The sequence below is a fragment of the Neohoeflea coraliihabitans genome (assembly GCF_019334345.1).
GTDB lineage: Bacteria > Pseudomonadota > Alphaproteobacteria > Rhizobiales > Rhizobiaceae > Pseudohoeflea > Pseudohoeflea coraliihabitans.
In genome coordinates, this window is the sequence record NZ_JAHWQX010000001.1 from 670,315 (window position 1) to 696,010 (window position 25,696).

General features: G+C 63.2%; 19 protein-coding genes. 4 read left to right on the forward strand and 15 right to left on the reverse strand.

Going from position 1 to position 25,696, the window contains the following annotated elements; translation table 11 throughout:
* The first annotated feature begins 31 nt into the window (after positions 1-31).
* Positions 32-1,264 carry a tRNA 2-thiouridine(34) synthase MnmA gene (mnmA, locus tag KY465_RS03195; RefSeq protein WP_219158362.1) on the forward strand — a complete coding sequence of 411 codons (1,233 nt, stop codon included), beginning with the start codon at positions 32-34 and terminating at the stop codon, positions 1,262-1,264.
* Between the two features lie 40 nt (positions 1,265-1,304).
* Here the strand turns inward: mnmA and KY465_RS18600 are convergent, their stop codons facing one another.
* Both KY465_RS18600 and KY465_RS03205 read right to left on the reverse strand, forming a co-directional pair.
* On the reverse strand, positions 1,305-3,041 hold the full coding sequence (locus KY465_RS18600) for a hypothetical protein (RefSeq protein ID WP_255561401.1): 1,737 nt from the start codon (positions 3,039-3,041) through the stop codon (positions 1,305-1,307).
* A gap of 321 nt (positions 3,042-3,362) precedes the next feature.
* Complete coding sequence (locus tag KY465_RS03205) at positions 3,363-4,661, reverse strand: adenylosuccinate synthase (RefSeq protein WP_219158364.1); 1,299 nt, start codon at positions 4,659-4,661, stop codon at positions 3,363-3,365.
* Positions 4,662-5,113: 452 nt separating this feature from the next.
* Here KY465_RS03205 and KY465_RS03210 point away from each other — a divergent pair, with 452 nt between their 5' ends.
* Positions 5,114-6,016 (forward strand): DMT family transporter, encoded by a 903-nt coding sequence (locus KY465_RS03210; RefSeq protein WP_219158366.1) that lies wholly within the window; start codon positions 5,114-5,116, stop codon positions 6,014-6,016.
* A 73-nt stretch (positions 6,017-6,089) separates the two neighbouring features.
* Here the strand turns inward: KY465_RS03210 and serA are convergent, their stop codons facing one another.
* From serA to tolQ, 13 genes are all read right to left on the reverse strand, one after another.
* Positions 6,090-7,685: a phosphoglycerate dehydrogenase gene (serA, locus tag KY465_RS03215; RefSeq protein WP_219158368.1), complete on the reverse strand. Its 1,596-nt coding sequence runs from the start codon at positions 7,683-7,685 to the stop codon at positions 6,090-6,092.
* Between the two features lie 82 nt (positions 7,686-7,767).
* Positions 7,768-8,934, reverse strand: a complete 1,167-nt coding sequence (locus tag KY465_RS03220) for a phosphoserine transaminase (protein ID WP_219158370.1) — start codon at positions 8,932-8,934, stop codon at positions 7,768-7,770.
* Positions 8,935-9,124: 190 nt separating this feature from the next.
* A complete protein-coding gene (locus tag KY465_RS03225; RefSeq protein WP_219158372.1) occupies positions 9,125-9,967 on the reverse strand; it encodes an outer membrane protein in 843 nt (280 codons plus the stop codon).
* A 207-nt stretch (positions 9,968-10,174) separates the two neighbouring features.
* Positions 10,175-11,014, reverse strand: coding sequence for an outer membrane protein (locus KY465_RS03230; protein ID WP_219158373.1), 840 nt, complete (start codon positions 11,012-11,014; stop codon positions 10,175-10,177).
* A 236-nt stretch (positions 11,015-11,250) separates the two neighbouring features.
* Positions 11,251-12,603 (reverse strand): phosphoglucosamine mutase, encoded by a 1,353-nt coding sequence (gene glmM / locus KY465_RS03235; RefSeq protein ID WP_219158375.1) that lies wholly within the window; start codon positions 12,601-12,603, stop codon positions 11,251-11,253.
* A 255-nt stretch (positions 12,604-12,858) separates the two neighbouring features.
* Entirely contained in the window at positions 12,859-14,802 is a 1,944-nt protein-coding gene (ftsH, locus tag KY465_RS03240; protein ID WP_219158377.1) for an ATP-dependent zinc metalloprotease FtsH, read from the reverse strand.
* Positions 14,803-14,913: 111 nt separating this feature from the next.
* Positions 14,914-16,263, reverse strand: a complete 1,350-nt coding sequence (gene tilS, locus KY465_RS03245) for a tRNA lysidine(34) synthetase TilS (RefSeq protein WP_219158379.1) — start codon at positions 16,261-16,263, stop codon at positions 14,914-14,916.
* Between the two features lie 13 nt (positions 16,264-16,276).
* On the reverse strand, positions 16,277-17,212 hold the full coding sequence (gene ybgF / locus KY465_RS03250) for a tol-pal system protein YbgF (RefSeq protein ID WP_219158381.1): 936 nt from the start codon (positions 17,210-17,212) through the stop codon (positions 16,277-16,279).
* 238 nt (positions 17,213-17,450) lie between these two features.
* A complete protein-coding gene (gene pal / locus KY465_RS03255) occupies positions 17,451-17,954 on the reverse strand; it encodes a peptidoglycan-associated lipoprotein Pal (RefSeq protein WP_219158383.1) in 504 nt (167 codons plus the stop codon).
* Between the two features lie 148 nt (positions 17,955-18,102).
* Positions 18,103-19,413 carry a Tol-Pal system beta propeller repeat protein TolB gene (gene tolB / locus KY465_RS03260; RefSeq protein WP_219158385.1) on the reverse strand — a complete coding sequence of 437 codons (1,311 nt, stop codon included), beginning with the start codon at positions 19,411-19,413 and terminating at the stop codon, positions 18,103-18,105.
* Between the two features lie 18 nt (positions 19,414-19,431).
* Positions 19,432-20,535, reverse strand: a complete 1,104-nt coding sequence (locus KY465_RS03265; protein ID WP_219158387.1) for a hypothetical protein — start codon at positions 20,533-20,535, stop codon at positions 19,432-19,434.
* Positions 20,536-20,544: 9 nt separating this feature from the next.
* Positions 20,545-20,997 carry a protein TolR gene (gene tolR, locus KY465_RS03270; protein ID WP_219158389.1) on the reverse strand — a complete coding sequence of 151 codons (453 nt, stop codon included), beginning with the start codon at positions 20,995-20,997 and terminating at the stop codon, positions 20,545-20,547.
* Positions 20,998-21,026: 29 nt separating this feature from the next.
* Positions 21,027-21,743: a protein TolQ gene (gene tolQ / locus KY465_RS03275; protein ID WP_219158390.1), complete on the reverse strand. Its 717-nt coding sequence runs from the start codon at positions 21,741-21,743 to the stop codon at positions 21,027-21,029.
* Between the two features lie 361 nt (positions 21,744-22,104).
* Here tolQ and ku point away from each other — a divergent pair, with 361 nt between their 5' ends.
* Positions 22,105-23,025 (forward strand): non-homologous end joining protein Ku, encoded by a 921-nt coding sequence (gene ku / locus KY465_RS03280; protein ID WP_219158392.1) that lies wholly within the window; start codon positions 22,105-22,107, stop codon positions 23,023-23,025.
* 8 nt (positions 23,026-23,033) lie between these two features.
* Positions 23,034-25,682, forward strand: coding sequence for a DNA ligase D (gene ligD / locus KY465_RS03285; protein ID WP_219158394.1), 2,649 nt, complete (start codon positions 23,034-23,036; stop codon positions 25,680-25,682).
* Positions 25,683-25,696: the final 14 nt, after the last annotated feature.

The following is a 25,696-nucleotide window of genomic DNA, read 5'->3' on the forward strand; positions in this document are numbered from 1 at the left end:
CCTTCAACGCCTTTGAATGCCGGAGTAGAAAGTGAACAGTCTCGATTTTGACAAGTCGCCCGGCGACACCCGTGTCGTGGTCGCAATGTCCGGTGGAGTCGACAGTTCGGTCGTCGCCGGCCTGCTGAAGGGCGAAGGCTATGACGTTCTTGGCGTCACCTTGCAGCTCTATGATCATGGCTCTGCCGTGCACCGGGCCGGCTCCTGCTGTGCCGGTCAGGATATTGATGATGCCCGTCGCGCCTGCGAGACGCTTGGCATCCCGCATTATGTCCTCGATTATGAGAAGCGTTTCCGCGAGGCGGTTATCAATCCCTTTGCTGAAAGCTACGTTGCCGGCGAGACGCCGATACCATGCGTGGCCTGCAATCAGACAGTCAAATTCGCCGATCTGCTGGCCACGGCCCGCGATCTGGGCGCCGATTGCCTGGCGACCGGCCACTATATTCGCTCACGCGCCGCGCCGACGCCCGAAAATCCAGGCCACCGCGCGCTTTACCGGCCGGTCGATTCGGGCCGTGACCAGAGTTATTTTCTGTTCGCCACGACCCAGGAACAGGTCGATTTCCTGCGCTTCCCCCTCGGCAACCTGCCGAAGGCGCAGACCCGAGCGCTTGCCGAGCAGATGGGACTGGGTGTCGCCAAGAAGGCGGACAGCCAGGATATCTGCTTCGTCCCGCAGGGCAAATATGCCGATGTCATCGCAAAGCTGCGTCCCAATGCAGCGCTGGCCGGCGAGATCGTGCATATGGACGGCCGCATCCTCGGCGATCATCCGGGCATCGTTCATTACACGATCGGTCAGCGCAAGGGGCTTGGGGTGGCCACCGGCGAGCCCTTGTACGTCGTACACCTCGACGCACGCTCAAAGCGTGTCATTGTCGGCCCGCGAGAAGCTCTGGAAACGCGCAGCGTCGTGCTGCGGCAGGTCAACTGGCTGGGCGACGAGCCGGTTGAGGCCATTGGCGCAGACGGTTTCGCCTGTTTTGCCAAGCTGCGCTCGACGCGCCCGCCGCTTCCGGTGGTGGTTCATCGCGTGCAGATTGACGGCGAATGGCGGATCGAGGTCGAGCTCCTCGACCGCGAGGATGGCATCGCAGCCGGCCAGGCGTGCGTTCTTTATTCCGCGCCGGATGCAGGCGCGCGCGTTTTCGGCGGTGGCTTCATAGACCGCGCCTTGCGGGCGCCAGAAGCCGAGGCGCGCCTGGCGGAGCTGGCCGAAAGTGGTGAGCAACGACCGACCGCCGCCGTCCCCGCCTCCTGAAAAGAAGCGGCAGTCGGCTAGAAACCAACCAGGCGTTTCGTCAGCCCGCCGCCCAGACGTCCAGGGCTTCGTTGAAGGCTTCGCTGCCGCTGGCGCCTTTTTCCAGCGTCAGCAGTGCCCGGCGGCCATTGGTGTAGACCACCGGAATGTCGATCCAGTTGCGCTCGCGCAAGAGGGCCAGATTGGTGTTGGTCGCAGCTGCCAGATCGTTCAGCGCAATCATGTAAAAGTCCTGGGTGATCTTGGCCGGCACGGCAATCAGCGGATTGCCCTGGTCCTGTTCGGTCTGCTTCATCGCCACCCGCTGCACCTGGTCGATCGCGCCGCCGCCGAAGCCATCCGGCAAGGCAAACACCAGTTCAATGATGTGGCTGGCCGGCAGCGACGGATCGCTGTTGCGCTTGATGGTAATCAGCGCCGACAAACCGCCGGTCCCTGACGAGATCTCGCCGCGGATTGCCACATTGTTGGCGCCGCCGTTTTCCGTATCGGGGATGACCGACCAGACCACCGTCCCTTCCGTCACAGCAGGCGCCTGCTGGTCAAGCCGCTCTTCATACAGGAACATCTTCTGCGCCACGCCCAGCGGCGAATCCGCTGACGAAGCAGCAGCTGCGGCCGGCTCTTCGCCGCTTATCGCGGCAGCCGGAGGCGAATCGCTGTCCTCCGCTCCGGCATCGGCAGACGCTGCCGGTGCATCGGCGCTATCGCTCTGCGCCGCCAGGGAGCGGCCCTCCACCGGACCCGCATCGGCAACTTGCGGCGCCGGGCCGGGATCGCTTTCCGTCCCGTCGGCATTCAGCCGCTGGGTAAACTTGCCATCACTTTCAACGGGAGCCTGTGGATCGACGGCCGCCAGTTCGGTGGGCGCATCATCGCTATCGGCAGCCTCTCCGCCCGCACCCGGAGTGGTGGCTTCAGTGCCGCTGTCTGGCTGGGTGTCGACGGTCGGCGCATTCGGGGCGACCGCGACACTGTCGTCGCCGCCGCCGAACAGGGCGGTCAAAGCGTCACGCTGCGAATAGGCCGCGTAGCCGGCCCCGGCGAGCAGCACAAGCACCACCAGCCCCAGCACCCACATTGTCATTCCGCCGCGTAGCCCGCCGGAACGCCGCCCGTCTTCAACCTGCGGGTAACCGGCTTCGCCGGCCGCTTCCCGATCTCCCGTTCCGAGGCCGAACACCTCGTCATGATCCTCGCCGGACACCACCGGATGATGCGGGTCGGCGTAATGAGCCCCCGCGGCGCCGCCGGGCGAGACATCGACCTGCCCGTCGTAATCGTCCTCGTCTTGTGCATAGGCCGGATCATCGCCATAGCCGTGCGGCATGGGCTGCTGGCCCTGATGCCCAGGCTCAACCTGCGGCGGATAGTCCTCCGCCGGCGGGTAATCCTGCTGTGGCGAGGGAGCGGCGGCCGGCGGATAGGCTGGCGCCGGGGCCGCATAGCTCTCGCCATACGGTCCATTGCCCGCCCCGGGCGCCTCATGCTGCGGCTGCCCGTCCTCGACCAGCGCCTCGAGCTCGGCCATCAACTGTTCGGTTTCGGCGGCCTCCGGCGGCAGGGCCGCCGTATGCTCGCTCTCGACCTCTTCGATGGCATCATCGAGCTTGGCAAGCTGCCGGTCGAGCAATTCCTCGCTCGGTCGCGGCGACATCGCCTCGAGCTGCCGGCGGATCGCGGTACGCGCCTTGCCGTAGACTCTCTGCCGGTTTTCCGGCGTGTTCTCGGAAAGATTGTCGACCGCCTTGCGAATGACCCCTACAAAATCCGCCATGATCTGACCGGTACCTGCTGCATGCGTTGGAAATGAAATCTATTGGAGCTGAGGGTCAGGACCCATCAATCTGGTTGAAATGGTCGCAACGATTTCGTGCGGCACCAAGCAGCAAGCCTGCAGGAAGTCTACCGACTTTCAAAGGCTTGTCACGAGGGAGCCCGTGCGAATGCGTCCGATCCGAAGGACGATCGATCTGGCGGCGGTCTACCGCGTCAAAACCCTTGAGAGGGGCATCGGCCCCGCTCTGCAGGCTTTTCCTCGAAGTCCTTTCCATATCAAACGCCATTTCTGTCACATTAATGTATCCTGACCCTTAACCTAGTCTTCAAACGGGTCAGTCACAAGTATGGTGTCCTCCCGCTCCGGACTTGTCGAAAGTAGGGCGACCGGCGCGCCGATCAACTCCTCGACACGCCGCACATATTTGATGGCCTGCGCCGGCAGTTCCGCCCAGCTCCGGGCCCCGACAGTCGTGCCGCTCCAACCTTCGATCGTCTCGTAGACCGGCACGACCCGCGCCTGCGCCGCCTGGCTGGCTGGCAGATGGTCGGTGCGTTCGCCATCGAGCTCATAGCCGACGCAGATCTTGATTTCCTCAAGCCCGTCGAGAACATCGAGCTTGGTCAGCGCGATGCCGGAGATCCCGTTGACGGCCACCGCCTGCCGGACCAGGGCCGCATCGAACCAGCCACACCGCCGCTTGCGGCCGGTCACGGTGCCAAACTCCCGGCCGCGTTCACCGAGAAACTGGCCGATCTCATCATCGAGCTCGGTGGGAAAAGGCCCCTCCCCGACGCGCGTCGTATAGGCCTTGGTAATACCGAGCACGTAATCGAGCGAATTCGGCCCGAGACCGGAGCCCGCTGCCGCCTGACCGGCGATGGTGTTTGACGAGGTGACGAACGGGTAGGTCCCATGGTCGATATCGAGCAAAGTGCCTTGCGCCCCCTCGAACAGGATGCGCGCCCCGCGCCGCCGCTGCTTGTCGAGCAGCAGCCATACGGTCTCGCGGAACGGTTCGATCCGCTCGGCGACCGCCAGAAGCTCCTCATGGATCGTCTCTGCGGCGATCTCGGGTTGGCCGAGTCCGCGCCGCAGCGCGTTGTGGTGGGTCAGCAGGCGCTCGATCTTCAGGGGAAGTGAGTCGAGATCGGCCAGGTCCATGATGCGGATGGCGCGCCGGCCGACCTTGTCTTCATAGGCCGGACCGATACCCCGACGCGTCGTTCCGATCTTGGTGCCGGTGTCAGATGCCGCATCCTCGCGAAAGCCGTCAAGCTCACGGTGCAGCGACAGGATCAGCGTCGCATTGTCGGCAATACGCAGATTATCGGGACTGACGGTGACCCCCTGTTCCGCCAGCCGGTCGATCTCGGAAATCAGCGCATGCGGGTCGATAACCACACCATTGCCGATCACACCGAGCTTGGTCTTGCGCACAACGCCGGAGGGGAGCAGGGACAGCTTGTAGCTCACGCCGTCGATGACCAGCGTATGACCGGCATTATGGCCACCCTGGAAGCGGACCACCACATCCGCCCGCTCCGACAGCCAGTCGACAATCTTGCCTTTTCCCTCATCGCCCCACTGCGAGCCGATGACCACCACATTCGCCATGAACCACTTCCTTCTTCACCGGACCACCTGCCCGGGCGTACGCTTGCGACCCTGTTCTATAACGACAAGCATGGCGCCACGCGACCCCCCCGGGGGCCACAGGGATGCACTATTCCTGGGAAAATGTCAGCCGCACGAACACTCTGCGTCCCGTCCACCGCCGCCGGCTCCCCGCACCCACCCGTGATGCCCGGTCATCGTGTCAGCGTGGCTTGAGAGTGCGTCGCCTCTGCGGCAGAACCAGCTTTGCTCCCCGGCCCGCAACTATCTCTTGCATTCTACAGGATTTTAGCCGATGCCATGTATCCGTCGGCCGGCGGCATCTGGTCCGTGAGAGCGCCCTCGAACCGGTGAGGGGCCGGCAAGCATTGGCATAGATGCGGTCTGGATTTGCGTCGCTGGCCGGGGCCATTTACACCCGGAAATCCCGTCCCGTCTCATTTGGAAGATACATGCTGCGCACTGCCTATCTCCTCTTGATCCTGACCGCCCTGTTCTGGAGCGGCAACGCCATTGCCGGAAAACTGGCCGTCGGTCATGTCTCACCAATGCTGCTGACGGCGTTGCGCTGGGGCATGGCCACTGCCTTGATGGCCACCTTTTCAGTCCCGTACATTCGCCGCGACTGGCCGGTCATCCGGAAGCACTGGTGGCAGATCGCCGCCTATGGAGCGTTGGGTTTTGCGGCCTTCAATGTCTGTCTCTACACCGCACTGGAATACACCACCGCGATCAATGTCGTGATTTTCCAGGCCGGGATGCCGGTGGTCATCTTTCTTGCCAATTTCCTGATCTTTCGCATCGCGGCCGGCCGCAACCAGACGATCGGCTTTGTCCTGACACTGACCGGCGTTGCGCTTGTCGCATCCAATGGACACCTCGAGACCCTGCTCGGCCTGCAGCTCAACCGCGGCGACGCCTTCATGCTGCTCGGCGTTCTGTTTTACGGGGGCTATACGGTGATGCTGCGCTACAAACCGAAGTTGCACTGGCAAAGCATCATGACCCTGATGTCGCTGGCCGCCTTTCTTTTTGCGCTGCCTTTCGCGGCCTGGGAAATCGGCGCTGCGCGCGTCATATGGCCGGGTTGGGAAGGCTGGACGATCGCAACTTACACCGCCATCTTCCCGTCGATCTTTGCGCAGGTGCTTTTCATCAAGGGCAATGAGGCGATTGGATCGAATCGCGCCGGCCTGTTCATCAACCTGGTGCCGATTTTCGGCACCTTCCTGTCGGTGCTGTTGCTTGGCGAGGTGCTTGAGCTCTACCACGTGCTGGCGTTGTCGCTGGTCATCGGCGGCATCGCCCTGGCTGAAAAGCAACAGCGCGTGAAACTCGAAGGCCCCGCCCCGTGACGACCGGCAGCATTCAATGCTGCAATCATCAACGGGTACGGGGCCCTTCAGGGCACCGCGCTAGAGCGCTGACCTAGCCGAGATTGAACGCCAGCGGCTTTGCCGCAACCACATTCTCCTGGGCCATCAGCTTGTCGAGCACAGGCTGGCGCACCGGCGCGTCGACATACAGCATCGAGATGGCATCGCCGCCCGGATGATCGCGACCGAGCGAGAAATTGGCGATGTTGACGCCCGCCTCGCCGAACACCGTGCCGATCGTTCCGATGATCCCCGGCACGTCATGATTGGTGATGTAGACCATGTGTTCACCCACCTCGGCGTCGAGATTGATCCCCTTGATCTGGATGAAGCGCGGCTTGCCGTCGGAGAAGCAGGTGCCGGCAACCGAACGCGTCTGGCGCGCCGTCTTCACGGTCAACTGGATGTAGCCGTCGAAGATGCCCGACTTGTCGCGCTTGGATTCCGACAGGATGATGCCGCGCTCCTTCACCATGATCGGCGCCGAGACCATGTTGACGTCAGCCACCTGGCTGCGGATCAGCCCGGCAAGCACCGCGCTGGTCAGGGCCTTGGTGTTCATGGCCGCCGTCGAGCCGTCATAGAGGATCTCCACCTCGAGGATGGCGCTTTCGGTCGCCTGGCCGACAAAGGTGCCGAGCACATCCGCAAGACGGATGAACGGCTTCAGCCGCGGCGCCTCCTCCGCACTGATCGAGGGCATGTTGATGGCATTTGTCACGGCGCCGCGCACCAGATAGTCCGCCATCTGCTCGGCCACCTGGATCGCCACATTCTCCTGCGCCTCGGTGGTCGAGGCGCCCAGATGCGGCGTGCAGACCACGCCGGGCAAGCCGAACAACGGACTGTCGGTCGCCGGCTCTGTCTCGAAGACGTCGAAACCGGCCCCGGCGACGTGCCCGGCCTTGATCGCTTCGGCCAGATCCGCCTCGACCACCAGACCGCCGCGCGCGCAATTGATAATGCGCACGCCCTTCTTGGTTTTCTTCAGCGCCTCGGCATCGATGATCTGGCGGGTCTTGTCGGTCAGCGGCACGTGCAGCGTGATGAAATCGGCGCGTGCCAGCAATTCGTCCAGCTCGACCTTCTCGACACCGATCTGTTCGGCCCGCTCCGCCGACAGGAACGGATCGAAGGCCACCACCCGCATCTTCAGTCCGATGGCGCGCGAGCAGACGATCGAACCGATATTGCCGCAGCCGATGACCCCGAGCGTCTTGCCGGTGATCTCGACGCCCATGAATTTCGATTTCTCCCATTTGCCGGCCTGGGTCGAAACATCCGCCTCGGGCAATTGCCGCGCCACCGCGAACATCAGGGCAATCGCATGCTCGGCCGTGGTGATCGAGTTGCCGAACGGTGTGTTCATGACGATGACGCCGCGCTTTGAGGCGGCGGGGATGTCAACATTGTCGACGCCGATGCCGGCCCGCCCGACCACTTTGAGATTGTCGGCAGCCGCCAGCAATTTTTCGGTCACCTTGGTCGCCGAGCGGATGGCCAGGCCGTCATATTGTCCGATCGCGGCCAGCAATTTGTCCTTGTCCTTGCCGAGCTCGGGCAGAAAATCGACATCGACGCCACGGTCGCGAAAAATGTCGACGGCGGTTTGCGAAAGCTTGTCGGATACGAGTACGCGAGGTGCCATTTCAGGCCTCCTTTGCAAGAATGAAGAAGATGGTGCGACCTTCAACGGCCGCGAGGGGAAGTGTCGATCGGAGAGCCGGCGTCTACGCCAGCGCCGCTTTTTCAGCTTCGAAGGCCCAGTCGAGCCAGGGCATCAGTGCCTCGAGGTCCGAGGTCTCCACGGTCCCTCCACACCAGATCCGCAGACCGGCCGGCGCATCGCGATAAGCGCCGATATCGAAGGCGACAGCCTGCTTGTCGAGACGCGAAACCATCGATTTGGCGAAGGCCGACTGCTGCTCTTCGGAAAGGCTGGAGATCTCGGGATCGGTAATCACCAGACAGACAGACGTGTTCGACCGGGTCTCCGGCCGCTGCGCCAGATTGGCGACCCAGTCCCGCGATTCGACAAAACGGTGAATGACCGCCGCATTGGCATCGGCACGCGCCACCAGCGCGTCCAGCCCGCCGAGGCTTTCCGCCCAGCTGAGCGCATCGAGATAGTCCTCGACGCAGAGCATCGACGGCGTGTTGATGGTCTCGCCGGCAAAGATGCCCTCGATCAGCTTGCCACCCTTGGTCAGGCGGAAAATCTTCGGCAACGGCCAGGCCGGCTGATAGCTCTCGAGCCGCTCCACCGCGCGCGGGCCGAGAATAAGCACCCCGTGACCGCCCTCGCCGCCGAGCACCTTCTGCCACGAGAAGGTCACCACATCGAGCTTGGAAAAATCGAGCTTCTGCGCGAAAGCCGCCGACGTGGCGTCGCAGATCGTCAGACCCTGCCGGTCGGCCGGAATGAAATCCGCATTGGGCACGCGCACGCCGGATGTTGTGCCGTTCCAGGTGAAGACCACATCATTGTTGAAATCGATGGCGCCCAGATCAGGCAGCTCACCGTAAGGCGCGGTCAGCGTCCGCGCATTGGCCAGCTTCAGTTGCTTGACGACATCGGTGACCCAGCCGGCGCCGAAGCTTTCCCAGGCCAGCATGTCCACGCCGCGGGCGCCCAGCAGCGACCACAGGGCCATCTCCACCGCGCCGGTATCCGATGCCGGAACAATGCCGATGCGGTAATCGGCCGGAACGCCGAGCACGCTGCGGGTCTTGTCGATGGCTTGCTTGAGTTTGGCCTTGCCGATCTTGGCACGATGCGAGCGACCGAGCGGCGCATCACGCAGCGCTTCCGGCGTCCATCCGGGACGCTTTGCGCAGGGGCCAGAAGAAAAACGGGGATTGTCCGGACGCACGTCCGGTGTCTTCAGATCATTCATTTGGCTATCCTTCCAGATAGTAGCCCCTCGTTGGGGAGGGGTGTCCCACTGGCGGGATTACGTCCGGGCCACCGCGAAGTCAAGCGCAATTCGAAACGAACCGGCGCGCGGCCCGAAAACGAAAAAAGGCGGTCCGGGACCGCCTTTTCCTATTGACCCTCTGGGAAAGGGTCCCCTGTTCCTGGTACGCCTACCAAAGAGAATAGCGCAGGCCGGCGCGGATCTCATGCTTTTCAAAGCCATTGTCATAGGCCTGGGTTCCGGAGGCCCCGGCAGCCGTCGATGTGCTGTCGAAACCGAACATCTCGCCGGAATTGATCTTCTGGTAGCGGTAGCCGAGATCAAGCTGCAGATTCTTGCTCAGCGAATAGGACATGCCGGCCATCAGGGCATAGGTGAAGCGCCAGCTGTCCTCGCCCGGATGCTCATAGGTCTCGGTCGTGCTCGAAGCGCAGGTGCCCGTGCCGTCACTGCACAGCGATGAATTGGTGATCGTTCCCCACCGCACGCGCGCCATGCCGGCGCCGGCGCCGACATAGGGTGTGAAGCCGGCATAGGTGCCGAGATCGACATAGCCGTTCGCCAGCAGCGACATGGTGGTGTAATCGCCGCTGTCGGTGGACGGACAGGTGGTGCCGGTCGGCTCTCCGAGGCAGGGCGTGGCCGAATCCCGCGTTCCGCCGAAGCGACCCTGGCCGAAGTCGACGGTTGCGTCTGTGCGCAGATATTCGGTGAAGCGGTAGCCGACGCCGACCCCGCCGGACCACTCATCGCTCAGCCCCGAGGAGGTATAGGTGTCGGAACTGGTGGCGAAAGGCGAAACCACGACCGAGGTGTATTCGCTCGCCGCACCCTCAGAACTCAGAGAATAACCAAAGTCGCCGCGCAGGTACCAGCCATTGCCGATCTCGACCGGTTGGGTCACCGGCAGGTTCGGGGAGTAAAGGATGGCATCGAGGTCGGCAGCCAGGGCCGGACCGGCAAAACCCGTGGCGGCAGCGAGGAGCGTGGACAGCACGACGCGCTTATACATGACAGACCCTTCCCGATTGTCTCTGACCGCGCACTCAGACGGCCAAGCTTTCGGGCAGTATCGGTTCAACTGGTTAAGGTCTGGTTAAGCATGTTTCTTAACCGTGAAACGACACGCTTTGGTAATCGTGCCGCCGGCGTTGATCGCGCCCAAACGAAAACCGCCCGGACTGTCAGGTCCGGGCGGCTTTCTGAGATCTCGTGAAACTTATTTGTAGACCGGAGGCGGCATGTAGACGGGCGGCTCCGGCGGGGTTTCGCAACCACCGAACGAATAGCGCAGACCGCCGCGCACTTCATGGCTCTGGAAACCTTCGTCATAGCCCGGTCCGCCGCCGAGGGCGTAGCCGAACATCCGGCCACCTTCAACATTGCGGAACCGGTAGCCGACATCGGCCTTCAGCGCGCAGGTCAGATCCACCGAGGCACCGGCCATCAGCGCGTAGGTGAAGCGCCAGCTGCCATCGCCTTCATGCCACACCGTCGGATCACAGCTCGTCGAGTCCGCGGCATCGCAGGAGGTGTTGCTCAGATTGTCCCAGTCGACATAGGTGCCGCCGATACCGCCGCCGACATAGCCCGTGACCCGGCCCCAGGTCGCGACATCGACATACACGTTGGCAAGCAGGCTGTAGGCTGTGAAGTCGGCGAGATCAGTGGAAACGCAGTCCGTCGCCACACCGCACGAGCCGCTGGTCGAGCCGGTGAAATCGGTCTTGCCGATGTAATCGAGCGTGGCGTCGAAACGCAGCCGCCGCGTGGCCTGGTAACCGACACCGCCGCCGACCGTATAGGAACTGCGCAGTTCCGCCGTATCGAAGGAAGAGTACGTGGCGCTGCTGCCCTGGAAGAAGTTGACGCCCTTGCTGCGGTTCCAGGCATAGCCGACATCGCCGCGCAAATACCATCCGGATGCGCTGGAAACCACCGGTTCGCCAGCCAGCGGCGGCAGATACGGCGCGTCTTGCACCGGTTGTCCGAAGTCGGCGGCATGCGCGCCGGTCAGTCCGATTGCCAGCGCAGCGCCAGCCAAGAGGGTGGTTTTCATATCAAGCTCCATGTTGCAAGCGCCAGGCCATTCCCCAATAGCCTCTCTCCGTCTTGGTCATGGATAATGAAAGGGAAAGGTTAAAACTGGTTTAACCACGTCGATTTACCACAATACTGGATTTTACCTTGCATGGTTGCAGTCGTTTCACTGATGGCCACTGACAAGCCGCAACGAAAAAAGCGGCCGCAGCGGCCGCTTCCTCAACACGCTCATTTGCTTGAAGGAATTGACGCTCAGGCAGCGCTGCGCACACCCGAGATCACCCCGACAAGACCATCAACGATGGATTCGATCTGCGAGGGATCATCGCCCTCCGCCATGACGCGGATCAGCGGCTCGGTTCCCGACGGGCGGATCACCAGGCGCCCCCGCCCGGCAAGCGCTTTCTCCGCCTCGGCGATGGCCTCGATGACATGTTTGTCCTCGAGCGGGCGACCGCTGGAAAAGCGGACATTCTTCAGAAGCTGCGGCACCGGTTCAAATCGGGCACAGACCTCCGAAACCGGTCGATCCATGCGCTTGACGCAGGCCAGAACCTGCAATGCCGCCACCAGTCCGTCGCCGGTCGTGGCAAAATCCGACATCACGATATGCCCCGATTGCTCGCCGCCAAGATTGAAATCATGGCTGCGCATATGCTCGACAACGTAGCGGTCCCCGACCTTGGTGCGCACCAGTTGCATGCCGCGCGCGTCGAGATAGCGCTCCAGTCCGAGATTGGACATCACGGTCGCCACCAGACCATTGCCGCGCAGCAGACCGTCCGACGCCCAGGATTCGGCGATCAGGGCCATCAGCTGATCGCCATCGACGATCGCCCCGGTTTCATCGACGATCAAGACCCGGTCGGCATCGCCATCGAGCGCGATGCCGATATCGGCGCGCACCTCGTGCACCTTGCGCGCCAGAGCCACCGGATGCGTCGAGCCGCAATTGAGATTGATATTGGTGCCGTTCGGCTCGTCGCCAATGGTCACCACTTCCGCACCCAGCTCCCACAACGCCGCCGGCGCCACCTTGTAGGCCGCGCCGTTGGCGCAGTCGATCGCCACGCGCATGCCTGACAAGGTCAGGGAGCGCGGCATGGTCCGCTTCGCAAACTCGATATAGCGGTCATGCACCCCATCGACGCGCTTGGCGCGCCCCATCTGGCTGGACGAGGCCAGATGCGTGGAGATGTCATCATCGAGCAGGGCTTCGATCTGATGCTCCAGTTCATCGGACAGCTTGTAGCCATCCGGGCCGAACAGCTTGATGCCATTATCCTGGAAAGGATTATGCGAAGCGGAAATCATCACCCCGATATCGGCGCGCAATGACCGCGTCAGCATCGCCACGGCCGGTGTCGGGATCGGGCCGAGCAGAAAGACATCGAGACCGGCAGCCGTGAAACCGGCCACCAGAGCGTTCTCGATCATGTAGCCCGAAAGGCGCGTATCCTTGCCGATCACCACCCGATGCCGGTGCTCGCCGCGCCGGAACAGATTGCCGACCGCGATGCCGACCTTCATGGCGATGTCCGGCGTCATCGGCGCCATGTTTGACTGACCGCGGATCCCATCCGTGCCAAAATAGCGTTTGCTCATGTCGTCCCCCTGCTGCCGCCGCGCGATTGCGCCGAAAACCGTGCCTTGCACGGCGCGCCAATCCCCGCGGAAGTTGCGGATCACCTAGCAATTGAACCATGCCGAGGTGAAATCAGATTTTATTTCATTCTTTTTCACAGGCAAATCTGCCGCCATCCTTGCCTGAAGGTTAACAGGCCGGCCCCTCTGCTCGCAATGCGCGATAAAAAAACGCCGGTCGACCCGCGACCGGCTTTGATGAGGGCGGTTCGGCCCTTATTGCGGCTGTGGCTCGAGCCCGGTATCGGGCTCGTCGCCCTTATCCTTGCTGTCGCGACGGTCCTTCTTGACACCAGCCGTCGGCACCGCGGTGCCGCGCGGAGCCTGCGGCTCGTCCGGGTCCTCGCGGCTTGGCGGCTTGCCATTCATCAGATCGCGCAGTTCGTCTCCGGTCAGCGTTTCGAATTCGAGCAGCGCCTGGGCAATCGCCTCGAACTGCTCGGAATTGTCCCGGATGATCGACCGCGCCCGCGTCTCCGCTTCCTCAATCATGTCGCGCACTTCCTCATCGATCAGCTTTGCCGTGCTCGACGAGATGTTGGTGGTCTGCGACACCGAGTGGCCAAGGAACACTTCCTGCTGATTGGACGCGTAGCGCACCCGACCGAGCTTGTCGGACATGCCCCATTCCATCACCATGGCGCGCGCCAGGCTGGTCGCCATCTGGATGTCACCGGAGGCACCGTTCGTCACTTTCTCGGGACCGAACTTGTAGATCTCCGCTTCACGACCGCCAAACAGCAGCGTCAGCCGCGCGATGCTCTTCTCATGGCTCATCGAATAGCGGTCGCTTTCAGGCAGCGTCATCACCATCCCGAGCGCACGTCCACGCGGAATGATCGTCGCCTTGTGGATCGGATCGATTCCCGGCATCTTCAGCGCGATCAGCGCATGGCCCGCTTCGTGATAGGCGGTCGTGCGTTTTTCCTCGTCGGACATGGCCATCGACTTGCGCTCGGCGCCCATCATCACCTTGTCCTTGGCATCCTCGAACTCGGACATGGTGACCAGGCGCCGATTGCGCCGCGCCGCCATCAGCGCCGCTTCATTGACCAGATTCATCAGGTCGGCGCCGGAAAAACCGGGCGTGCCGCGCGCCAGGATGTGCAGATCGACATTCGGAGCGATCGGCACGTTGCGCACATGCACCTTGAGAATCTTCTCGCGTCCATTGACGTCCGGCAGCGGCACAACGACCTGCCGGTCGAACCGGCCCGGTCGCATCAGCGCCGGGTCAAGCACATCCGGACGGTTGGTCGCGGCAATCAGGATAACGCCCTCATTGGCTTCAAACCCGTCCATTTCGACCAGCAGCTGGTTCAGGGTCTGCTCGCGCTCATCATTGCCGCCGCCGAGACCGGCACCACGGTGCCGGCCGACCGCGTCGATCTCATCGATGAAGATGATGCAGGGCGCATTTTTCTTTGCCTGCTCGAACATGTCGCGTACGCGCGATGCACCGACGCCGACGAACATCTCGACAAAGTCCGAGCCGGAGATCGTGAAGAACGGCACATTGGCCTCACCGGCGACGGCGCGGGCCGTCAGCGTCTTGCCGGTACCGGGCGGTCCGACGAGCAGCACGCCGCGCGGGATCTTGCCGCCCAGCCGCTGGAATTTCTGCGGATCGCGCAAAAACTCGACGATCTCCTCGAGATCCTGCTTGGCTTCATCGACCCCGGCCACATCGGCGAAGGTCACCCGCCCATGCGCCTCGGTCAGAAGCTTGGCCTTCGACTTGCCAAATCCCATGGCGCCGCGCGAACCGCCCTGCATCTGGCGCATGAAGAAGATCCAGACACCCAGAATGAGCAGGATCGGCAGCAGCGAGAACAGATAGCCGAGCAGCGTGTTCGACCCGTCAACCTCGGGCTGCGCCGTGATGGCCACGTCCTTCTCGGACAGTTCGGCAATCAGGTTGTTGTCGCCGGGCGAATAGGTCTGGAACGCCCCTGCGGTATCCTTGTAGTTGCCGGTAATCCGCTCGCCGACGATGGTCACGTCGCGGACACGGCCGGCATCAACCTCATTGAGGAACTGCGAATAGGGAATTTCCCGCCCGGAAGTCCGGTCGGTCGGGCTCTGGAACATGTTGAACAGTGCGATCAACAGCAGCGCGATAATGGCCCAGAGTGCAAAATTGCGTAGGTTTGGATTCATCCTTGTCCCCAAGAGGGTAAGGGCTGGTTCACAGCCGTGGCGACGCGAGGCGTCAAAAACATGCGTCTAACATAGGTTTCCGCTTGGCGTTTGCCAAGGTGAAAGCCCCTTTCACGGGGCAGCTTTTGCCCACCCGGTCCAGGGACACGCGGCAAAGGGCGTTCGCTCTGCCAGTCGCGCCAGCGCAGCCGCCTGCGCGGTATCGAAAACCGGCAGCAAACGTGACGCGCGCCCGCACAAACGTTCCAGCATGACATGCCCGCACGGCACGCCCTGCCCCCCCTCTGTGCACGACAATTCAGGCAGAATTCCGTCTTCGCCGCCCCCCAGCACCTGAACCGCCGAACGGCCCGCATTGCGGATGCGAAACCGGCCATCGAAGATTTCTTCCGCGCCTGCTGCCACACTGATCGGCAGCACATTGCGGCGCTCCCGCCGCAACAGATAACCCGGCCCTCGCGAGTGAACCAGAACCCGCCCGAGGGTCACCGGCATGGCAGCATTCCCCCGCGCCAGCATCATCAGCTTCGCGCGCCCGGCGCGATCCGGCTGGCGCAACCGACCGCCGGCCATATCGATGCAGGCGGCCAGGGCGCCGGCGGCAATGTCCTGCCCCACCCCGGGCAGCACCAGTTCAAACCGATCAGTCGCAAGGCGGCGGCAGCCGGCATCAAGGACCTGCGCCACCGCCGCGCTGCGTGCCGCCCGCTCCGCCCACAACGGTGCCAGCCCGGCAACCGGCTTGACCCCGTCCTGGCGCACACGCACCCGTTCGAAGCGCCGGTCAGCATTGGAAGGGTCCTCGATCCAGCCCACGCCGTTCAGCCTGAGATAAGCCTGCAGATCGCCTCTTCTGCACATCAGCAGCGGACGCACGAACCAGACGCGCTCATTGTATAGTGTGGCCGGCGGGATGCCGGTCAGCCCGGGTATATAAAGATGGTTGCCGCTTGTCGGTTCGATCGGCGCAGCGTGGCGGGTCCGGCGCATCTCCAGGGTTTCCGCCTGGTCATCGGCCGTATGGGCCGTGGCGATCGCCGCCAGTCCGTATCGTTCCGCCGCGGCTGCGAGGAGACCATAGCGCGCCACTCGGGCCGCCGCCTGCAGACCGCTTTTCGGCTTCTCGCCGGTCCAGCTGAGGGTGACATGCTTAACGCCGAGGCTGCGGCACAGCGCACCGACCGCAGCGGCCTCGGCCGGCGATGCCGCGCGCAACCCGTGATCGACTGTCAGAGCGATAATCGGGCGGTCGGCAGCCACCTCGGCCAGCGCCACCAGCAAGGCGGTGGAATCGCTCCCGCCAGAGACCGCAACGCCAATCGGCCGCGGATCGGTAAAATCTGCAATGAATGTTTTCAGCGCCGCTTCAGGCGATCCCGGACAAGCGGCGGACCGCGGGGAGAGGCGCGTCTTGTGGCGCGGGCCGCGCTGCGGTTCGGATTGCGACGCGCGATCGGCCATCTGGTGCCTCAGCTCAGCAATTGGCGCTGGTCTGCTCCTGTTGCGCTTTCTTGCGCACCGCCGGCGAGGCCGCCGGGTAGTTCGAGGCGAGTTGCCGGTAGGTCGCGCAGGCCGCCTCCAGCTTGTCGAGCGCTGCGAGCGACATGCCGAGTTTCAACATCGTGTCGGCCCCCTTGTCAGCCTGCGGGTAGCGCTTGTGTGCGTCGAGAAAGGTCTGTGCCGCATCGGAATAGCGCCCCTGCGAGAACTGTGCCTCGCCGAGCCAGAACATTGCATTCGGCGCATTGGGATCATCGGGATGGATGTCGGCGAAATCGCGGAACACACTTTCGGCCAGCTGATAATCGCCCGCCAGGATGTGATCGTACCCGGCCTGGTAGAGAGCATCGGGGTTGTCGAGAGACGCAGTCTGTGTCGCCGGCCCGTCACCGGGCCCGGTCACCGCATTGCCATTCTCGTCGAAGGTCAGCGTACCCAGCGTGCGTGGCGGCGCCCCGGTAGCCGATGACGGAGCGGTGGAGGCGGTGGTCGTGTCTTCAACACCCGGCGGCGTCTGCGTGCCGGCGTGGTCCATCGGCACCTCGCCACTGACCGCCCCGTCCGCCGACCCGGCATCGGAGCGCTGGCCGCTTCCGCCCTCGAGCTGCTGGAACCGGAACTCGTTGTCTTCCTGCATCTGGCGCATGCGCTCTTCCATCTGCAGCAATTGGAAACCCAGCTCCTCGATGCGCCCATTCAGTCCGCGCACCTGCTCCTCAAGCTGGCCGATGCGGTAGATCGCATCACCCGACTGCACCCGGATCACCTGACTGGTGCCGGCCATCGCCGTCGCCGCCGCCTGCGGTGTCACCACCGGACCGCTCCACACAGGCGTGACCAGTCCCGTCCAGGTCAGCGCCGCCGCACCTGCAATCGCACCAATCCCGCCCAATCGACGCATTTTCTTCATCTGTCTCAACCTCGTTTTGTCATGGCTCCGGCAACACGCCACCCCGATGGCCGTCTCGCCCGTCAGGCAAGGGAGCCGATTTCGTTCTCGTCAGCGCCGATGCGGCTGCAACTGGACGCCCTGCCTCGCGACACCGCGCCACAGCCGCTCAATCACCATACAACCGGGCATTTCTATGGTGCGCAGAAAAAAGGCGGCCATCAAGGCCGCCTTTGATCTCTGACCGGAAGGCCCTGTTTTAGCTGCCGCTGGCACCGCCAAGTGCGGTGACCGCGCGCCGGTTCTGCGACCAGCAGGAGATATCGTCACAAACGGCCACCGGACGTTCCTTGCCGTAGGAAATCGTCTGGACGCGGTTGGCGGGAATTCCTCTCGAAGCGAGATAGGCCTTGGTCGCTGCGGCGCGACGGGCGCCGAGAGCCAGGTTGTATTCCCGCGTGCCGCGCTCATCGGCATGACCTTCGATGGTGATGCGATAGTTGGGATAACGCGCCAGCCATTGCGCCTGCTTGTCGAGCGTCGCCGCCGAATCAGGCCGGATGGCTGTCGAATCCGTGTCAAAGAAGATGCGATCCCCGACATTGACTGTGAAATCTTGCTGCGAACCCGGCGTGGCCGAACTCAACCCCAGTTCCCCCGCATTGTTCGGCAGCGACTTCTTGCTCGCGCACCCGGTTACGGCAAGCGCCACGAAAAGCGCGAGAAATGCCGGATTGCGGGCGATTGTGGACATGCGGCGCATGGCCGGCCTCCTTGAATGTTGTGGTTGACCAAATCTAACCGATGGCGGTTAATCGGCCTTGAACAGACAGGGTAAATCCCCGGTTAAAAACTCCCCGATTGCGCCCAGATGAACTGCAAATGCGGCATGAAGGCGGCGACAATGCGCCTTATTCGAGAAGCGGCGACCAGGCCGGGTCCGAGGCATAGCCCGGTGTTTCCACCCGCTGCTCGTTGTATCCGGTCAGGTCGATCGAGTAGATTTGCGGGCCACCGGCGCCAGCCGGCTGCCGGAAGAACATCAGCACGCGCCCATTCGGCGCCCAGGTCGGCCCCTCATTGTGGAAGCCGGTCGTCAGGATGCGCTCGCCCGATCCGTCCGGCTTCATCACGCCGATCGAGAACTTGCCGCCCGACTGTTTGGTGAAGGCGATCAGGTCGCCGCGTGGTGACCACACCGGCGTCGAATAGGATCCGTCGCCAAAGGAAATGCGCTGCTGGTTCGAACCGTCCGCCCCCATCACGTAAAGCTGCTGGCGCCCGCCCCGGTCGCTTTCGAACACGATGCGCTGCGAATCCGGCGAGAATGACGGCGAAGTGTCGATCGCGGCCGTCGAAGTCAGCCGCGTTGTCGCGCGTGACCTCAGATCCATGGCATAGATGTTGGCATTACCATCCTGCTGCAGGCTCATCACGATCTTCTGGCCATCGGGAGAAAAGCGCGGCGAGAAAGTCATGCCGGGAAAGTTTCCGACCAGTTCACGCTGTCCGGTTTCCAGTTGCAGCAGATAGACCCGCGGCTGCCCACCCTCGAACGACATATAGGTGATTTCCTGCCGGTTCGGCGAAAAGCGCGGTGTCAGGACGATATCATTGCCCGACGTCAGCATGCGCACATTGGCGCCATCCTGGTCCATGATCGCCAATTGCTTCTTGCGATCGCTCTTCGGGCCGCTTTCCGAAACAAAGACGACGCGACTGTCGAAATATCCTTTTTCGCCTGTCAGCCGCTGGTAGATCGCATCGGCAATGATATGCGCGACCCGCCGCCAGTTTTCCGGGCTTGTGAAGAACTGCTCGCCCGCCAGCTGCTGGTTGGCAAAGGTGTCCCACAGCCGGTACTCGGCGCGCAGCCGGCCATCGGCCTCGCGCACCACCCGGCCGGTCACCAGCGCCTGCGCGTTGATCGCGGTCCAGTCGGGAAACCGCGGCGTCTGGTCGGGATCGGCAATCTGTTCAATGAAGGCGGCCCGGTTGACCGGCGCGAACAGGCCCGACCGTTTCAGATCGGCTTCGATCACGCCGGACACGCGCGCACCGAGATCGTCACCGGCCTGAAAATCGGTAATCGCGATCGGCAGCGGCTCGACATTGGCGCGGTTGATGTCGATTTCGACCAGCGCGGCGGCCGGCTGCGATGCAAGCAGGCTCGCAACCAGCAGAGCGGCGAACACGAACAGAGTCTGGCGCAGTTTTCGCATGGATCACAAACCTCACTATTAAAACAATTGGCTCGGGTCGAAGTGTACGACAACTTCAGACCAGGCGTCGTATTTGGCCACCGGCAGCGTATAGGGCTGGGCGCGCAACACCGCCCGCCGGGCACTGCTCGCCAGTGTCCCGCGGGTGCCCGCCGAACCGCCCGAGGCCGAGACATTGACATTGCCGACAATATTGCCGGCCGGGTCCAGCTTCATGCGCACCGTCACGCGCACGTCGCCGCCATCGGCCATGCCGGGAATGATGTTCCAGTACTTCTGGATCTGCCCGCGCAGCGCGTCCATCTCGCTCTGGCTCAGCGTTTCGCCCCGCGTCGTCTGGGCGCCGCCGAGCGACGCCGTCTCCGTGCTTCGCTTGGCGCCGCCGCCTTTGGCCGTGTCCTTGTTCAGCAAGGCGGCGATCTCATCGGCATTGAAATCCGATTCCTTCGACGAGGAGGCGCTTGCCGTGGGCTGCCTGGTCTCGGGTTTCGGCTCGACCTTGGCGACCTCTTTCGGGGCGGCTTCCTTCGGCGCCGGCTCCGGTCGGCGCTGCGGCACCGGACCGGCACTGGGCAAGGCGGAAAATTCAGGCTCGGGGGGCGCCTGCTCGATGGCTTCGGCGACCGGGTCCGGCTCTGGCGGAAGCGAGGCCAACTCGGTCGGCTCCGGTTCTGCCGGCTGTTCGGCCGGCTCGATGGGCGCAGGCGCTGGTTCGGCTTTCGTCACCGGCTCGGGGACAGGCTCAGGCTTCGGCTCCGGCTTGACATCCGGCTCGGGCGTCGGCACCGGCTTTTCCGAGGGCTTGGGCGGCGCATCGGCGACGACCTCGCGTTCGGCCGCCTCGGCATTCTCGTTGGCACTCAGATCAGCCGTATTGTCGCCGACCGTCTCGGCATCCTCCACCGGATCCGGCCGCTGCGTCGGTTTCGGCGCCGCCGTCTCGGCCACGGGTGCCGTTTTTTCGCCCTGCTGGATCTGCGTGATCTCCTCGATCGGGATGATATCGACCGGCAACGCCTCGACATCCGCAACTTCGAGGGTCCGCGGAGCCGTGAAACTGGACAGCGCCACGGCGAGAACCAGGGCGTGCAGTCCGGTCGATATGATAAGGCTGCCTTTCATGACCGACGATCAGCTATCCTGCTCCTGGAGCGTCACCAGGCCGAGATTGCGATATCCGGCTGCCGAGATGCGCGCCATCACCTTCATGACGGTGCCGTAGTCGGCACTGGTGTCGCCGCGCACATAGATGCGCTCATTGTAGCCTGTCGTGGCGATCGCTTCGAGCTTCGGGACCACCTCGTCGAGGCCGATCTCGGTTTCCTGCAGAAAGATCTGCCCATCCGGATTGACGGAAATAGTGATCGGCTGCGTTTCCGAGTTCAGGGCCTTGGCCTGGGTTTCCGGCAGATCGATCGGCACGCCGACCGTCAGAAGCGGCGCTGCCACCATGAAGATGATCAGAAGCACGAGCATCACATCGACGAACGGCGTGACATTGATCTCGCTGACCAGCTCGCGCCGCCGTCCGCGCCGACCGCGCCGCGTGCTCCGGCCGCTGCCTCCTGAAACGGACATTCCCATCAATGAGCCTCCGTAAGCGTTTGCGCGGCCTATTCGGCCGCCTGGCGGGTTTGCATGCGCTCGTCGATCTGCCGCGACAGAATTCCCGAGAATTCATCGGCGAAACCTTCGAGCCGCGCCGTTATCTTGCCGGCATCCGCCGAGAACTTGTTGTAGGCGATGACGGCCGGAATTGCCGCCAGAAGGCCGATCGCCGTCGCCATGAGCGCCTCGGCGATACCCGGCGCGACAACGGCCAGATTGGTCGATTTCGAACCGGCGATCGCCTGGAACGAGGTCATGATGCCCACCACGGTTCCGAACAGGCCGATAAACGGCGCCGCCGATCCGATTGTCGCCAGCGACCCGAGACGCGCCTCGAGTTTCTCCGCTTCGCGCGCCAGCGTCACATCCATGGCCTTGTCGATACGCATCTGCAGGCCGATCGGGGACTTCGCGCCGCGTTCGAACGATTTCTTCCACTCGCGCATGGCGGCCACGAACACCGCGCCCATGCCGGTCGGCTTGCGCTCGGAAAGGGAACGATAAAGCTCCTCAAGCGACTGGCCCGACCAGAACGCCTGCTCGAATTTGTCGAGCCGGCGGCGGACCCGCCCATAGCTGACAATCTTGTCCGCGACGATCGCCCAGGTCCAGATCGACGCTCCAACAAGACCGAGCATGACGATCTTCACGACGATTCCCGCCTGCATGAAAAGCGACCACAGCGTCACATCGCTCGTTGCGGCCAGTCCAACCTGTTCCATAGTGATAGCCCTCGAATCCAAACGCCCGGCGGCTAAACCGGGCGGCCAAGACGTCCTCTTTGCCGGAAACCGCAAGCGGACGGGTCAAACCCTTGCTCGCCGTGGCTTTCTCGCGGCCAATTTTGGTTAAAGGATGGCGCAGGACGCCAGCCCGTCGACTCTCCGACATTGATAATCTGTTATGGTTAAGGCTTCGTTAGGCTCACCCTCCGCCGGCGAGCGCTGCCCTTATGGCCTGCAGCCGGGAACCTATGGCGCCAGACCGGGGTTAAAGACCCGATATCGCCGCGTTCCGGATCCGTCAGGGTCCCTGGCGATCCTGCGGCGTTCAGAGTTCTTTTTGCGTAACCGGGAGAAGCGAATGGCACCGAGGTCCCTTTGGAAAGGTCAGCTGCGTCTCTCCCTGGTCTCGATTCCGGTCGAACTCTACAGCGCCACCCAGTCCAGTGGTCGCACCTCGTTTCGCCAGATCCACAAGCCTTCCGGCAAACGCGTGCATTACGACAAGGTGGTGGAAGGCATCGGCCCGGTCGATAACGATGATATCGTCAAGGGATACGAGATCGAGAAAGGCGAATATGTTCTGCTCGAACCCGAGGAGATCGACGCCGTCAAGCTCGAAACCAAGCGCACGCTGGAGCTGGTGCAATTCGTCGAAGCCAGCGCGATCGACCCGATCTACTACGACAAACCCTATTATCTCGTGCCCGAAAATCAACTCGCCGAGGAAGCCTACCAGGTGATCCGCGATGCGCTGCGCAGCACCAGGAAGGTGGGCATCGGCCAGCTCACCATGCGCGGCCGTGAATACCTTATCGCCGTCAAGCCCTGCGGTTCGGGACTGCTGCTCGAAACGCTGCACTACGCCGCGGAGCTGCGCGATGCGGACCCGCTGTTCAAGGGCATCCCCGAAACCAAGGCAGATTCCGACCTGCTTGAGGTCGCCACCGCGTTGATCGACAAGAAAACGTCAGACTTCGACGCTTCCGCCTATAAAAGCAATTATGAGGCTGCCCTGCGTGACCTCGTCAAGCGCAAGATGAAGGGCAAGCGCCTGACCATCGACGAGGACGAGGAACGCAGCGATAGCGGCGGCGACAATGTCATCGATCTGATGGCCACCTTGAAGAAGAGCCTTGAAGGCTCATCCGGGTCGGGCGCGTCGAAATCGCGCGCTGGCAAATCATCCCGTTCAAAATCCGCTTCCAGCAAGACCGGCAGCAAATCCGCAAAGAGCAAGTCCGCGAAGTCCTCTGGCGGATCGACGCGCAAATCGGCCTGAGGCAGCACATGGCGACCTCCCGCACCGATATCGAAGAGTACAACCGCAAGCGCGACTTCAACAAGACCAGCGAACCGCGCGGCGCCACCGGCAAAAGCAAGGGGCGCCTCGCCTACCTGATCCAGAAACATGCCGCGCGCCGCCTGCACTACGACTTCCGACTTGAACTCGACGGCGTCTTGAAAAGCTGGGCGGTCACTCGTGGCCCGAGCCTCGATCCCGAGGACAAGCGTCTTGCGGTGCGCACCGAGGACCACCCGATGGACTACGGCCGTTTCGAAGGCACGATCCCCGCCAAGGAATATGGCGGTGGAACGGTGATGCTGTGGGACACCGGCTGGTGGGAGCCGTTGGAAGACGCCGGGCCCGGCCTCGCGGAAGGCAAGCTGAAATTCCGGCTGCATGGCGAACGCCTGACCGGCAGGTGGACGCTGGTGCGCATGCGACCGCGCGAGCGAGAAAAACGCGAGAACTGGCTGCTGATCAAGGAGCGCGACGACATTGCCTCCGAGGAAGGCGACAAGCTGCTGCGATCGGAAATGACCAGCATTGTCTCCGGCCGCACCATGGAGGAGATCGCCGCCGGTGAAGGCGCCCGCGGCAAGCGTGTCTGGCACTCTGGCAAGAGCGCCAAGGAGAATGTCGCCAGCGGCGCCGTCCCGGCTGGCCAGGACAAGAAGAAACCGGCGCGAAAGACACAGAGTCGCCTCGCCGCACCGCGTTTTATCGCGCCACAGCTTGCCAAGCGCGTTGAATCAGCGCCTGCCGGCGATGACTGGGTCAGCGAGGTGAAGTTTGACGGCTACCGCCTGCTTTGCGCCATCGGCAAGGGCGGCGTCCTCTGCTACACGCGCAACGGCCATGACTGGAGCGAAAAATTCCCCGACATCGCCGCCGCTCTAAGCACTCTGCCATGCCGCAACGCGCTGATTGACGGCGAAGCCATAGCCGAGGGCGAAGGTTCGAGCTTTTCGGCTCTGCAGGAGGCCCTCGCGACCGGCACGCCGATTTCCTATTTCGCCTTCGATCTGCTGACCCTCGACGGAACCGACCTGCGCAAGCAGCCATTGCTCGAGCGCAAGGAGCGGCTGAAGGAACTGCTCTCCGGGCACACCGGCGGCACGTTGCGCTACAGCGAGCATGTGCGCGGCCACAGCCAGGAGGTTTTCCGCCAGCTGTGCCGCGCCAATCAGGAGGGTTTGATTGCCAAGCGCGCCGACGCCGCCTATCGCTCGGGACGGTCCGGTGGCTGGCTGAAAGTCAAATGCACCCGCCGCCAGGAATTCGTCGTGGGTGGATTTTCGGCCTCCGACAAGCGCGGCCGGCCGTTCGCCTCCTTGCTGCTCGGCACCTTCGAAGACGAGAAGCTGATCTATCGCGGCCGCGTCGGCACCGGCTTCAACGAGCGCTCGATGAGTGAACTCGCCGGTCTGTTTGCCAAGCGGGCTCGCAAGTCCATGCCTTTTGCCGAGGTGCCGAAACAGTTTGCACGTGGCGCCAGATGGCTGCGACCGGACCTCGTTGTCGAGGTCGATTTCGCCGAGTTCACGGACCATGGCCATATCCGGCATGGCGTTTACGAGGGGCTGCGCCGCGACAAGAAGGCACCCGACGTGGCTCTGGAAGGCCCATCCGCCCCCGGTTCAAATGATGGCAGCGCGTCGCCAGCCCCTGGAAAAAAGAAAACGCCACAGCGAGTCAAGGCGATGAAGACGGAAACCCGCAAGTCCGCCCAGACCGCGCCAAAAGGCAAGACAGGCCCCGTGGTCGCCGGTGTCCGGATCAGCAGTCACGACCGGGTGATCTTCAAGAAGCCGGGTCTGACCAAACTCGACCTCGCGGAGTATTACGAGCGCGTCGCCGAGCGTTTTCTCGCCGAATCGCGCCATCGTCCCGTCTCCCTGGTGCGGTGCCCGAGCGGCGACATCGGCGATTGCTTCTTCCAGAAACACGCTGGCCAGGGCTTTCCCGACTCGATTGGCGAGATCCCCATCCAGGAATCCTCCGGCAAGACAGCCAAATACATGGTCCTCGATGCCGCCGAAGATATCGTCGCCGCTGTCCAGATGGGCACCATCGAGTTCCATGTCTGGGGCGCCCGCAGCGATCGTCTCGACCGGCCCGACCGCATGGTTTTCGACCTCGACCCCGATGCCGGTCTCGACTTCGAGCGCGTCAAGGCGGCTGCAAGCGAAATGCGGCAGGTGCTTGAAGCGGTGGGCCTGCAATCCCTGGCCATGGTCACCGGCGGCAAGGGCATTCACGTCATCGTTCCCCTGCAGCGGCGCGCCGACTTCGCCGAAGTCAAAAGCTTCTCCCGCGACCTGTCTCAACGGCTGGCTGCAGCGGCGCCGGAGCGCTACACCGCAACCATGTCGAAGAAGAAGCGCAAGGGCCGCATATTCATTGACTGGCTGCGCAATGAGCGCGGCTCGACGGCGATCGCGCCGTGGTCCGTGCGCGCCCGGCCCGGCGCTCCGGTCGCCGTGCCCGTATCATGGCAGGAACTGGCCGACCTTGACGCCGCCAACAGCTTCAGCCTGGCCGAGGCTGTCGATCGCGCCCAGGCGCCCGACCCCTGGCAGGAGGCGAATAGCTGGCGGCAGTCGGTCACCAGGCACATGCTCAAGGCGGTCGCCGGCGAGAATGGGAAGTGACGCCCGGCAAGCCG